Source organism: Chloroflexus sp. MS-CIW-1 (assembly GCF_030444705.1).
Classification (GTDB): Bacteria; Chloroflexota; Chloroflexia; order Chloroflexales; family Chloroflexaceae; genus Chloroflexus.
In genome coordinates this window covers 1,739,787-1,752,632 of record NZ_JAUBWR010000001.1, presented here as the reverse complement: position 1 = coordinate 1,752,632, position 12,846 = coordinate 1,739,787, and the positions used below count along the sequence as shown (strand labels likewise).

The window sequence follows — 12,846 nt, the reverse complement described above, 5'->3', positions numbered from 1 at the left end:
GAAAGCGCTGTTTCTACAAACAAACTCACTTCAGAGACACAAACCAAGGTCTTTGCCCTTGTGGCGTATTGCATATGATACTCCACCACTCCTGTCACGTGGTCACATTATACCCCTGTTGCGGAAGATGCTCGTTATCAGTTGCATAACCAGCGCAGATGTCGAAACCTACCGCATCTAGGTGCAGATCGCTGGTAGCAGCAATCGGCTATAATGATCGGTATCAAACGCCATCGTGCGTTTTATTGGGATCGTTCTACTCCGGGAGGCGATATGTCAGAGTCATTGATGCAACAACCACTCGGTGCCATCCTCGACGCTTTGGCCTCACGTGCGCCAACGCCGGGTGGTGGTAGTGTGGCAGCTCTTACCGGCGCCATGGCTGCTGGATTGGTCAGCATGGTTTGCGAACTGACCATCGGCAAACCACAGTTTGCCGAAATGGAAGATGAATTACGCACGATTCATGCCCAGGCTGAGCAATTACGCAACGAGCTACAGCGCCTTGCCGATGAAGATATTGCTGTATTTAACCGGCTAGCTGCTGCCTATAAACTGCCACGTACCACTGAAGCCGATGCCGCAACCCGCAAGGCTGCCATCCAGCAGATTACCCGCCTCGCAGCGGAAGTCCCACTCCGCACTGCACAGGCTGCTGCTGCGTTGTTACCACTTTGTACAACACTGGCAAACAATTGTTCTCGCATGGTTGTCAGTGATGTAGGAGTCGCTGCCCTCCTGGTGCGGGCTACAGTGCAGAGCGCGGCACTGAACGTTGAAATCAATCTCGCTACACTGGAGGATCAACTCTTTGTCCGCGAAACTCGTGCGCAATTGCAGGATCTACTCATCGGGCTTGGTGATGAGGTTGATGGCATCGTCACCATTGTTCGGGGAAGGATGGTCGGATGAGCGCCCGTATTCTTGATGGTCGTGCAGTCGCACAAGCGCTCCGCACCGAACTAGCTCAGCAGATCGCTGAGTTGCGTGACCGGATTGATCGTCCACCTACAATTGCGGTCATTCAGGTCGGTGATGATGCGGCAGCTACGCGCTATGTGCGCAGTATTGATCGGTTATGTCAATCGCTTGGTGCTGCCTGTCGCGCAATCGCGTTACCAACCGTAACAACCCAAACTGACCTTGAAGCAACGGTAGCCGACCTGAGTGCTGATGATCGCATCGATGGTATCTTACTGCAACTACCGCTCCCCCAAGGGTTATCGCTCGATGGGGTGTTAAGCCGACTTGCCCCTGAAAAAGACCTCGACGGTATTCATCCGATCAACGCCGGTCTCCTTGCGCAGGGACGTGCCGCGTTGATACCGAATACTCCCGCCGGTGGCATGGAGTTACTCCGGCGTTTTGAGATCGAGGTGCGTGGGAAACGGGCAGCCGTCGTGGGACGCTCGGCAATTGTCGGGCGGCCAATGGCCTTGCTCTTGTTGCAAGCCGATGCGACGGTGACCATTTGTCATTCACGTACACCCGATCTTGGCGCAGTCTTACGTGAGTGTGACATCATTGCTGCTGCGGCCGGACGGCCCGGTTTAATCACTGCCGACATGATCAAGCCTGGTGCTACCGTCATCGACTTTGGTACGAATGTCCTCGCCGATGGCAGCATGGTTGGCGATGTTGATTTTGCCGCTGCGGTTGAGGTTGCTGGCGCAATTACGCCAGTTCCCGGCGGTACCGGTCCGGTTACGAATGTCATGCTAATGCGGAATTTGATCACGGCAACGCGAACCCGTCTAGGCATTTGAACAGGTACATTCCTGCAAGACAAGCGGATTGTCCACGCTCTGAACCGGCGCTCGACCTGGCGTAACCAGCAATATGGTGTAGCAAGCGAAGGAAACTACCAGTATGAAAATTCTGGTGCTTGGGAATGACGGACGCGCCCATGCGTTAGTTTGGAAACTCTTCGCCAATCCAACCGCTGACGTTCTGGTAGCACCGGGTAACGGTGGCGCCTGTCAGATCGCACCGCAGGTTGACCTGGATCCGCTCCAACCGGCTCAGATTGCACAGTGGGCTTTTTACGAACAGATCGATCTCATCGTGCCTGCTGCAAGCGAACCGCTCTGGGCCGGACTGGTTGATGAGGTTATTAGTATGCACATCGGGGTGTGCGGTGCATCAAAACGTAGCAGCCAGCTTGAGTGGAGTCGTTGTTTCACGAAAGACCTTCTGTTACGCTATCAGTTACCGACCCCCCACGGACGTTGTTTCACCAGTCTACCGATGGCCGAGAAATACCTGGCCGCGCAGCCATTGCCGGTTGTGCTGCGCGGTGATCATCCCGCCTCCGGCGAAGGGGTCTACCACGACCGTTATACAGCACTCAAAGCATTGCAGGCGCTGTTCACTTCGCAACCGGTGGAAGACAGTAGCCCTGGCGTCGTCATCGAAGAATTTGTTGAGGGGCCGCTGGTAAGCTTTTCAGCCATCACCGACGGCAGTCATCTGGTATCGCTACTTCCAGCCCGCATCTATGAAGGTCTGGGACCACAGCCGGACAGTCCACCGGCGCCGGGGATGGGCGCCATTACCGGTAACTCGACATACGCACAGCGCCTGACAGCCTACCTCGAGCGGCACGTGATGCAACCATTAGTTGCGGCCATCGCCCGCGAGCAGTTGCCTTACTGGGGCATCATCGGTGTTGATTGCATCATCGGCACCCAAGGCCCGCGGATTATCGGTTTGCGTTGCAGTCTCCGCGATATGGAAGCACAGGCTGTTTTACCACGAATGATCGATGATCTGGTACCCTACTTTGAAGCGGCGATTGCCCGTAATCTGCACCGATTACCACCGATTCGCTGGCGCGATGAAGCTAGTGTAGCCTTAGCCCTGGTAACCCAGGGCTATCCTCATCATTATCCGCTCAATGCGACGGTAGAAGGCCTAACCGATGTAGACGAAGGTATCCTCGTTTTCCATGATCAAACCGATTCACCATTGATCTTGCGCTACGATCCAGCCCGTCGTGAACGCTTATTAGGCGGCGGGAGCGGAGGCATGTACCTGACCGGCGGTCACGTTGTGACGGTTGTAGCATTGGGGGCAACATTAGCCGGTGCACGCGGCCGTGCACTGATTAACGCTGAACGTATTCGCTTTCCGGGTCGTACCTATCGCGAGGATGTCGGCGCCAGTGAACGGTAATTGACAGTCGAGAGAGGTACCCTCCTGTAACTAACGGAGGCTGACAGTTGAACATCTTCATAGCTACCACAGACGAGGAAATTGCTGCCTGCTATCCGGTCATGCGTGAGTTGCGACCGCATCTCACTGCAACAGCATTTGTACCACGCATTCGCCAGTTGATGGCGGTAGGTTATCAATTGGTGGCACTTGTTGATCACGATGAGATTGTCGCCGTCGCCGGTTTTCGGATTGGTGAAAATCTGGCCTGGGAACGATTCCTCTACGTTGACGATTTAGTGACTCGTGCTGAACGACGTTCCAACGGCTATGGTGCTATTCTGCTGAACTGGTTGAAAGATTTCGCAGCCAAAGCTCATTGTCACCAATTGCATCTCGATTCTGGCACCTGGCGCAAAGATGCTCATCGCTTTTATGAACGCGAAGGCATGCAATTGAGTAGTTTTCATTTTACGTGCGATATACACCCCTGACGTTAATAGAGAAATTTGAGAGGGAGACCGTATCTTCCCATTCCGACAGTGATCTGCGACCAACCCCTATTGCCGCGTCGATCACGCTCATCACCGCAGCGGTAGGGGCGACGACCAAGATTGCGCCGACGCCGCTTGGTGGCCGCGCCGATCACGTTCATCACCGCAGCGGTAGGGGCGGGTTTAGAACCCGCCCTCTGCAACGCCGTATCCCGCAACAACTGTCTGTTACTGCAAGGACCGTCATCCCGTCTACACAGCACGCAACGCCTGGCGCAGATCGGCGATCAGATCATCGGGATGTTCAACCCCTACCGAAAGACGGATCATTGCCGGCCCAATCCCAAACTCAAGCCGTTCTTCAGGATCGACATCGGCGTGCGTCATGGTTGCCGGATGCTCGGCTAACGACTCGGTACCACCCAGACTCACAGCCAGATGGATCAATTGCAGATGATTGAGAAAGCGGAACGCTTCCGCCTCGCCACCGTGGAGATCGAACGAGATCATCGCCCCCGGTCCCAAACATTGCCGCCGATAGATGTGGTACTGCGGATTATCACTCTCCAGATGACCAAGATAATAGACCCGCGCAACTTTAGGGTGCTCTGCCAGAAAATCGGCAACCCGCCGGGCGCTGGCCTGTTGTGCTTCCATCCGTACCTTGAGCGTCTCCAGGGAACGCAAGAGCAGCCAACCGGTATGTGCGCCCGCCATAGTCCCCATAATCGTGCGCATCCCCTTCACCTGAGATATTAGCTCACGACTCCCTAAACAGACACCGGCAATCACATCGCTATGCCCACCGATATACTTTGTCGCCGAATAGAGCACCAGATCGGCGCCATGGGCCAGCGGATGTTGCCAGAGTGGCCCCAGAAAGGTATTATCAACAGCCACCAGTACTCGACGTGGCATGCGCTTTGCCAGCGCAGCAAAGCCTGCAATGTCTACCAGTGCATTCGTTGGATTAGCCGGTGTCTCCAAATAGATCATTCCAACCGCTTCAAACAAACCGGCACGTCGTAGTTGTACCTCAACCTGTTCTGGTGAAACCCCTGTCACAAATCCATAGCGGCGGATACCGAAGGCCGGTAAGATGTGCTTCAGGAGATAATCGGTGCCACCATAAACCGGCTCGCTATGCACAATCACATCACCCGGACGCAAAAAAGTTAGGAGAGTTGTTGTGATAGCAGCCATCCCACTGGCAAAGACCGCCGCTGCTTCTGCCTGATCCCACAATGTCAGACGATCTTCCAGAATCTCAAGATCGGGATTGTTAAGCCGACTGTAGATCAAACCGATCTCTTCCCCTTCACGCGGACGACGCAGACCATACGCCAGTTCAAAGAAAGCCTTCCCGTCTTCCGCAGTTTGAAACACAAAGGTCGAGGTTTGAAAGATCGGGCACTTGATCGCACCTTCCGAAAGCGCCGGCACATAGCCGTAGCTCATCATCAAACTTTCGGGATGCAGCCGATGATCGTCAATCATCGTTTGTTTGCTCTGCTTCGTCATACTTCGCCTCCTTGCGTGTTGAGCAGCGTCGCTCACTCAGGTAAAGAGAAGAGAGACACTATGAATAATGAGACCGACTAACCCACCCACAATGGTACCATTAATACGGATAAATTGCAGATCGCGACCGAACTGCAACTCGATTTTGCGCGTCGTCATCTGCGTATCCCAACTATTGACAACCTGGGTCACAAACTCGCCAATGACGTGCCGGTAGCGACTGACCAACGCTACAACCACCGCTGTCATCCAGTTTTCTATCTTTTCGTACCATTCGTTGTTATCTTCGATCACGTCGGCAAAACGCTCAACTGCAACGACGATTGAACGGTGCAGTGATGACGATGAAGTAACACTTTGTTCCAAGAGGGTGAGCTTCAGATCGCGCCAGCTCATTCGCACCAATTCCTGTGCCACCGGATGGTTTATCAATTCGTGTTTCAATCCGTTGATCTGCTGCTGCATCTGCGGATCAAACTGTAAATCGACGATCCAACGGTCAATGAGACCAGCAAACTGATGGTAAACTGGATGGTCAGGATTACCGCGTAACTCGTCTAATAACCGCTGAACTCCTTCCAATAACCGCTCGTAGATTCGCCGATCGACAATCCGTGGTACCCATGGTGGCAATTCGCGGGCGATTCGTCGTCGAATTTCGTTCTCGTTTGTGGCGATGACCTCGGCCAGCAGATTGATCAACTGCACCAGAGCATCACGCTGCCGATCACCGGCCAGCAATATCCCAAGGAACCGTCCTACCAGCGGCGCTGCCCGTATTGTCTCCAAACGCTGATTGAGACCGCGGCTCAACGCCCGACTCACCTCATCGTCATCGATCACGTTCAAGATGCCGCGAATGATCTCCGTCACCGCATCGGCGATCTGATTCGCCCGTTCAGGGCTGCGGAGCCACTTTGCTAGGCGCTTGACCAGATTCTGGCTCCGTATCCGCGTGGTGATCTGATCAGGATCGAGAAAATTATGTTCAATGAAACGACCAAAACCGACGGCGATCTGCGATTTTCGGTTTGGAATAATCGCAGTATGTGGAATCGGTATACCAAGCGGATGACGAAAGAGGGCCGTAACCGCAAACCAATCTGCAAACGCACCCACCATTGCCGCTTCGGCAAAGGCCCGCACAAACGGTACCCACGGCGCGACATCGCGAAAGATACTCGTTAAGACAAAGAGCACGCCTGCTGCGACCAGTAAACCGGTCGCAAGGCGTTGCATGCGCCGTAAATTGATGATACGTTGTTGTTCGTCTTCCACGTTGATTCTGCTCCTCTCAGAGTAGGATATAATCTCCGTATGATGACCAATACTACCAATTTTACCGAAACTATCATCTTTACCATCGCAATCCTGGCCCTAAGCCTCGTCCTCGATTGGCTGTTACGTCCGTGGGTTCGGCGCCGAGCTAACGCCCGGAATGCTATCGTCGGCGAAGCTATTGCTATTGCCAGTAGTGGTCAATTTACCTTCTGGGCAATCGTACTCTGCATCTACCAGTTCGGTGGTACACTGTTCAGCCCTGATCTGCTCACCGCCTGGCAACCTACCCTTACCATAGCTGGTAATCTCGCGATAGCTATCTTCATTGTGCGGCTACTGACCAATCTTGTCGATAGCTATTTTCGCCATCGACAGATCGGAAACGTCTCGTTGATCCAGAATCTCTTGCGCGGCTTGAGCGCACTGGCTATTGGGGGAACACTGCTAATCAGCTATGGATTCCCCATCAGTCCGGTGTTAACCGTGATCGCCGGTTCGAGTCTCGGCCTGACGCTCGCCCTCCGTGAACCACTGGCCAACTTTTTTGCCGGTGTCCAGATCATCGTATCAAACCGCGTTCGCCCCGGCGACTACATCCGACTGGCGTCGGGAGAAGAGGGCTTTGTAACTGATATTCGCTGGTCTGACACCTATCTTCGGCAGTTGGCGAATAACATCATCATCATCCCCAACGCCCAGATGATCTCACAGATTGTAACCAACTTCAGTCGTCCTGAACCTGAACTCGCAGTCCTGGTTGACAGTATGGTTGGCCCCGATGCCGATCTACATCGTATTGAAACCATTGTGCTGGATGTTGCCCGTGAAGTTCTGGCAGCAACGACCGGTGCTATAAACACATTTGAGCCGCTGATTCGCTTCAACGGTATTGATGCGTCCGGCATCCGCTTTACCGTTGTCTTACGTGCTCAATCGTTCACCGATCAGTTCCTGTTGCGCCATGAAATGATCAAGCGGCTGCACACACGCTTCCAGGCCGAAGGAATTGCTCCGCCAACCCAACGTGTACGGTTGGATGAGGGGGTAAAGTTGTTATCGGGGAATAGTTAACGTTCCCTGCAAAAGGCCTTCACCACAGAGCATGTGCAGAGAATTCAGCGAATTTTGTCTATTCTTGCAGTGGTGAGTTTTGCACGGATGAAACCTGATAATAGATGTACGGACGCAGCGGCGCTGCGCCCCAACTGATCTTCTTCTGCAACAGGGTATTCCAGATCGGCTCTTAACCTACTGCTTGACCATCAACACCTCCGGCGCTACAAATGATTGATGGGTGTCAGGTGAATCGGCAACCGGTAGGCGACGCATCAGGACCAGTAGCGCAATGATGATCAACCACAGCGGCCAGCCGGTAAGACCAAGAGCAGTCGCCCAGATGGTATCAACCGTTGAACTGGCACGGGCAAAGAGCACGATCACACCTCCAAAGGCGTTCAAACTGCCATGACCGATCACTGCCGGCCAGACACTCCCTGTCGCCAATCGCGTCCAGCCGAGCAAGATGCCAACCAATACGCAAAATACCGTCATCATAATGACACCCAATCCCGGATTTGTCGGGTAGTTGTATCCCAGCAAAATGATCGGTGCGTGCCATAGCCCCCAGATCACGCCACTGATGATCAGTGCCGGCCATTGACCAAGCGGTAGCAGGTTAGGTAACAGATACCCACGCCAGCCCCATTCTTCCCCGAAGACGGGAATAGCATTCAAGAGTGGACCGATGATCAGGGCAATCAGAAGTTGGCTGACCAAAATCGTCCATAACGATCCGTTGTCCAGGGTATCGATACCTGCTGCCTTCAACACTTCCCGCAAGCGCGACAACGACAGATCGAGATCGTACACGCCTAGCAGCGCACTGACAAACGGTGAGACGAGCATGACCAGTGCCGGTACTGTCCATGCAAATAGCCAGTACCATCCCCAACGACGACCTCTACCGATCACTAGCCCAGTTGCTCTGATAATGCCCTCCGGCGGTGGACTGATCCAACGAGTGACGATCAGGGTTGCCAGCGCGGGCGTAAACATCATCAGGATCATAAGCAAAGGCGCCAGTGGATGTTGCAGACCGGCGCCGCTGATCCACAACGGTGCACAACAGAGCCACCCCAACCCTGCGGCCAAACCAACAAACCAGCTTACACCGCGCCAATTGAGTGTGCTCATTATGTCTCCTTTCTTGCAACAACCTTGCGTCTGCGGATCGCATTCACATTCGATAACCGAACAGTTCAACAACAGAGAGACCCCGACGAACATCGCACATTTGCTGACCGCACTCCCAATGCCCTACGGTTTTCCGAAAGCACGGGCCAGGGGCCAGCGTAGTTTGCGATGCACAGGGGGCATCGCCCGCTCCCTCAGTATCCGCTCTGGGGTAGACTTCGCACGCAGCCCAAGCACTGAAAACGTGGAAAACCACTCTACGATTTACCCGATATGTTCTCGTATCACAAGACCTTTCTGCAAACAACACCTCGGTTGACCGAGCTTGATCCTTCAGCCAACTTGCCGATGCTTCACCTGCCGCCAGACAATATACGAATAAGGGATCGTAGACAAAACTGGCAGGATGATCAGTAGAAGAACGGTAATAAACAGCCAGTCCTCAGCGATGAAGAAACTGACCAGCATTGCCAGCAATCCGCTGCCAACGATGATTCGGGTGCCAACTCGATGCGTCTTGCGCCAGACCTCATCATCAGCGAGTGTCCATGGTGTGCGAATACCAACAAAGTAATTCGGAGTCACCCTTCCCAACTCGTTCCCTAACACCACCATGAAGAGAGCCATCCCGATGCTGAGGAGACGTGGCACGCTGAACGACCAACCAACCGCTGCTCCTACCGTAATTATCTGTAGCGCCGCCAGAAACAGGACAAGGCTATTCATTATCAATGCGTAGGTGCGAGAAAAAGCAACATACCCCTGTCCACGTGGGTCGATCCGTGGCAAGAGTGGTGCCAACACTGCAATAATGGTCGCCCCTAGCGCTGGCGCCAGGGCAGCGATCCACGGGCTTCCATACCCATCCACCTCACCGGCTGCATTCCAATGAATAGGCGCCGGATCGGGAATGAGTGGCAGCATAGCAAAGCCAAACACCCACATCAGAACCACTACGACCATCATGAATCGTAGACTACGCATGCCCGTCCCCCTTTCGCTCGATGCCAATGCGCAACACTTCCATAAGACCGTGAAGCACCTCTTGTAAGACGGTAGCATTCACGCGGTATACAATCCGCTGCCCATGCCGCTCAGCCGTTACCAGATCGGCGGCTTTCAGAACGTTCAGATGATGAGAGACACTCGGCGCCGAGATCGCAAAGTGGGCCGCAATCTCTCCGGCAGTCATATCACGATCTTGAAGCATCCGAATAATCGCCCGCCGAGTGGGATCCGACAGGGCATGAAGGGTACGAGTGATTGCCTGTTCCATAGATATTTAGACAAATTTCTAAATCTTCTCAACTGCAAGTATAGAGAGCTTTACTGTGCTTTGTCAAGATGGTTGTATACTATATGTAACCATGCTGTAACTACATCCACTACGCTAAATGCAGAATTTCGTGCTTTAACGCGCCTTGATGGCGTGTCGTCAAAGGAGATTGGCAATGACTCAGCCTCCGAATGGCTTTGATCCGAATGATCCAATCGGAACATGGCGGGCATGGCGTGATGCCACACTCGATGCGTGGGCAAAGAGTATGACTGCACTGGTGAACACCGAGACGTTTTCGCAGGCTATCGGTGCGCAGCTCGATGCCCTGTTGGCAGTATCAGGTCCGGTACAACAGGCAGTGCAGCAGTACATGGAGCGGTATCTGGCCCAGGCCCAGTTACCCTCGCGTAATGAGGTCGTGACCTTAGCCAGCCGCCTGACCAACATCGAGTTTCGCCTCGATGATATGCAGGCCCAACTCGATGAGTTGACCGACCTGGTTCGCAAACTGACCAGTTCCGAGACGCAGCCGGCCCCTGATCTCACTATGATCGGCGAGCGCCTCCAGGTGATCGAAGAGCAACTGACGTCCCTTTCTGCCGTTCGTGCTGCTAATCGGCCGCGTAAGGCGACGACAGAAGAGAAAGAGTAGGAGTGTCTAATCATGACAAGTTCTGATGCCGCGCCAATCGATCTCGAGCGGATGACCGAGCAGTTGCTGAAAGAGATTGAGCGTACTACGAAAAGCAGCGATATGGCTGCCCGTCTGGCAACAAACCGCATTCGGGTTGCGGTCGGTCAAACGCCAAAAGAGCAGATCTGGGCGCTGAATAAAATGCGTCTCTACCACTATTATCCGCAGGTACCACCCGAACAACGCAAGCCGGTTCCTCTTTTGCTCGTCTTTGCCTTAATCAACCGACCATACATCTTCGATCTGCGCCCAGGGAACAGCTTTGTCGAGTACATGCTCCAGCATGGCTACGAGGTCTATCTCCTCGATTGGGGCACACCCGGCCCCGAGGATGCCCACTACGACTTTGAAGACTTTTCCCTGAAGTTCTTACCCCGCGCCGTCCGTGCGATGCAGCGCCACAGCGGCAAACGTGAATTCTCGATGCTTGGCTGGTGTATCGGCGCTACCATCGTTACGATCTACGCTGCAATGCGCCCTGATGACGGCCTGCGGAACCTGGTTTTGCTCACTGCTCCACTTGATTTCAGTGACAAAGAGGGTAGCACGTTTAGCCGCTGGCTCAACACCGAGTACTATAACGTCGATGAACTGGTACGCCAGTTTGGCAACGTACCGGCAGCCATTATCGAATATGGCAATAAGATGTTGAAGCCGGTCGAGAATTACATCGGTACCTACCTCAAGCTGTGGGATAATCTCGATAATCCGGCAGTGGTCGAGGCCTGGCTGGCGATGAATACATGGGTCACCGACAATGTTGACTTCCCGGGCGCTGCATTCCGTCAGTGGGTCATCGAGTTTTTCCGTGAAAACCGGCTGATGGAAAACAAGTTAATGATGGAAGGCCGTGTGGTTGATGTGTCAAACATTAAGGCGAATCTCCTGAATGTGATCGCCGACAAAGACCACATTGTGCCTAACTGTCAGTCGCGTTCGATTATGGATCGAGTCGGTAGCAAAGATAAGAAGCTGATCGAGTTGAAAGGTGGCCATATCGGGATTATGGTCGGTAGCGGCGCCAGCAAACGCGCCTGGCCGCAGATTGAAGCCTGGTTGAGCGAACGTAGCAACTGACATTCCCCTTTTCAATTTGCCGGTACAGCCGTGAGCATCGTCGATGTCCTCTCTTGAGACGATGCTCGGCTTTGTATCGTCTTATGTTCTGGTGAGCCGACAGATGGAAGTCGTCGGATCGGCTGTGTGTTGTTTGAGTAAAGGAGAAACCCATGCGACTCAGCGGAAAGGTAGCTTTGATCACCGGCGCCGGCCAGGGAATCGGTCGGGCGACCGCGTTGCTTTTTGGTCAGCAGGGGGCAAAGGTTGCGGTCGCCGATATTAATGAGGAAGCAGCCACCAAAACAGCCAATGATATTGTGGCAGCCGGCGGCGATGCGAAAGCGTTCACCGTGAATGTCGGGCAAGCGGCATCGGTTGAAGCTATGGTGAAAGCGGTGGTTGAATGGGCCGGTAAAATCGATGTCTTAGTGAACAATGCCGGCATCACACGCGACGCCCGCATGATTAAAATGACTGAAGAACAGTTTGATGCGGTGATCAATGTTAATCTGAAGGGGGTCTGGCTCTGCACTAAGTATGTGGCACCGATTATGATCGAGAACGGCGGTGGTTCAATTATTAATGCGGCGTCTATCGTGGCCTTCAACGGTAATTTTGGTCAGACCAATTATGTTGCATCAAAAGCCGGTGTGATCGGAATGACCAAGACATGGGCGCGTGAATTTGGGCCGAGCGGGATTCGGGTAAATGCGGTTGCCCCTGGTTTTACCCAGACCGAGATGATTGCTCACGTCCCTGAAAAGGTGCTTGATGAGTTCAAGAATCGCACTCCGCTCCGTCGCCTAGGCACGGCTGAAGATATGGCTTACGCTTATCTCTTCCTCGCCTCTGATGAGTCCAGCTTCATTACCGGTGAAGTATTACCGGTCGATGGTGGTCTTGATCTGTAAGAGCCTAAATCCAGATTCCTCATTGGGCACGTACCGTACCCGTGCGAGCATTGCGTGAGAAGGCGCCAACCATCCTCCCCCTTCCCTCTCCCACAAGGGGAGAGGGAAGGGGGGCCAGGGGGAAGGTGAGGGGCGCCAGGCGTGCTCCGCAGCACCGGCGCTGAACCCGCTACCCATTTCTATTGTCTCGAAGAGACGCCTGCGTTACCCGCCACCGTATGCTGGCAGGGCGGGTGCCACACCCGCTCTTTTCTTGTGGGT

At 53.9% G+C, this 12,846-nt stretch carries 13 protein-coding genes; 8 read left to right on the top strand and 5 right to left on the bottom strand.

All coding sequences use genetic code 11. The features are described 5' to 3' along the window. Positions 1-273: 273 nt before the first annotated feature. The 4 genes from QTO31_RS07015 (at position 274) to QTO31_RS07000 (ending at position 3,647) form a co-directional block, all read left to right on the top strand. Positions 274-912, top strand: a complete 639-nt coding sequence (locus QTO31_RS07015; RefSeq protein WP_031460572.1) for a cyclodeaminase/cyclohydrolase family protein — start codon at positions 274-276, stop codon at positions 910-912. Next, a complete protein-coding gene (locus tag QTO31_RS07010) occupies positions 909-1,766 on the top strand; it encodes a bifunctional 5,10-methylenetetrahydrofolate dehydrogenase/5,10-methenyltetrahydrofolate cyclohydrolase (RefSeq protein WP_031460571.1) in 858 nt (285 codons plus the stop codon). Before QTO31_RS07015 ends, QTO31_RS07010 begins: the two co-directional genes overlap by 4 nt. A 103-nt stretch (positions 1,767-1,869) precedes the next feature. After that, a complete protein-coding gene (locus QTO31_RS07005) occupies positions 1,870-3,174 on the top strand; it encodes a phosphoribosylamine--glycine ligase (RefSeq protein ID WP_031460570.1) in 1,305 nt (434 codons plus the stop codon). Positions 3,175-3,221: 47 nt separating this feature from the next. Then, a complete protein-coding gene (locus QTO31_RS07000; RefSeq protein ID WP_301428529.1) occupies positions 3,222-3,647 on the top strand; it encodes a GNAT family N-acetyltransferase in 426 nt (141 codons plus the stop codon). A gap of 252 nt (positions 3,648-3,899) precedes the next feature. Here QTO31_RS07000 and QTO31_RS06995 read toward each other — a convergent pair whose 3' ends face one another. Next, positions 3,900-5,168, bottom strand: coding sequence for a cystathionine gamma-synthase family protein (locus tag QTO31_RS06995; RefSeq protein ID WP_031460568.1), 1,269 nt, complete (start codon positions 5,166-5,168; stop codon positions 3,900-3,902). 36 nt (positions 5,169-5,204) lie between these two features. Further along, positions 5,205-6,446: a DUF445 domain-containing protein gene (locus QTO31_RS06990; protein WP_301428528.1), complete on the bottom strand. Its 1,242-nt coding sequence runs from the start codon at positions 6,444-6,446 to the stop codon at positions 5,205-5,207. A 39-nt stretch (positions 6,447-6,485) separates the two neighbouring features. Here QTO31_RS06990 and QTO31_RS06985 point away from each other — a divergent pair, with 39 nt between their 5' ends. Beyond that, a complete protein-coding gene (locus QTO31_RS06985; RefSeq protein WP_031460566.1) occupies positions 6,486-7,520 on the top strand; it encodes a mechanosensitive ion channel family protein in 1,035 nt (344 codons plus the stop codon). A gap of 177 nt (positions 7,521-7,697) precedes the next feature. Here the strand turns inward: QTO31_RS06985 and QTO31_RS06980 are convergent, their stop codons facing one another. The 3 genes from QTO31_RS06980 to QTO31_RS06970 form a co-directional block, all read right to left on the bottom strand. Beyond that, positions 7,698-8,642 carry a CPBP family intramembrane glutamic endopeptidase gene (locus QTO31_RS06980; protein WP_301428527.1) on the bottom strand — a complete coding sequence of 315 codons (945 nt, stop codon included), beginning with the start codon at positions 8,640-8,642 and terminating at the stop codon, positions 7,698-7,700. 333 nt (positions 8,643-8,975) lie between these two features. Continuing rightward, complete coding sequence (locus QTO31_RS06975; protein ID WP_301428526.1) at positions 8,976-9,626, bottom strand: SdpI family protein; 651 nt, start codon at positions 9,624-9,626, stop codon at positions 8,976-8,978. Further along, entirely contained in the window at positions 9,619-9,918 is a 300-nt protein-coding gene (locus QTO31_RS06970; protein WP_031458696.1) for an autorepressor SdpR family transcription factor, read from the bottom strand. The genes QTO31_RS06975 and QTO31_RS06970 overlap by 8 nt, the downstream gene beginning before the upstream one ends. 175 nt (positions 9,919-10,093) lie before the next feature. Here QTO31_RS06970 and QTO31_RS06965 point away from each other — a divergent pair, with 175 nt between their 5' ends. The 3 genes from QTO31_RS06965 (at position 10,094) to QTO31_RS06955 (ending at position 12,585) form a co-directional block, all read left to right on the top strand. Next, positions 10,094-10,573, top strand: a complete 480-nt coding sequence (locus QTO31_RS06965) for a hypothetical protein (protein ID WP_031458695.1) — start codon at positions 10,094-10,096, stop codon at positions 10,571-10,573. Positions 10,574-10,585: 12 nt separating this feature from the next. Beyond that, positions 10,586-11,692, top strand: a complete 1,107-nt coding sequence (locus tag QTO31_RS06960) for a PHA/PHB synthase family protein (protein ID WP_031458694.1) — start codon at positions 10,586-10,588, stop codon at positions 11,690-11,692. A 152-nt stretch (positions 11,693-11,844) separates the two neighbouring features. Further along, positions 11,845-12,585 carry a beta-ketoacyl-ACP reductase gene (locus QTO31_RS06955; protein WP_031458693.1) on the top strand — a complete coding sequence of 247 codons (741 nt, stop codon included), beginning with the start codon at positions 11,845-11,847 and terminating at the stop codon, positions 12,583-12,585. The last annotated feature ends 261 nt before the right edge of the window (positions 12,586-12,846 follow it).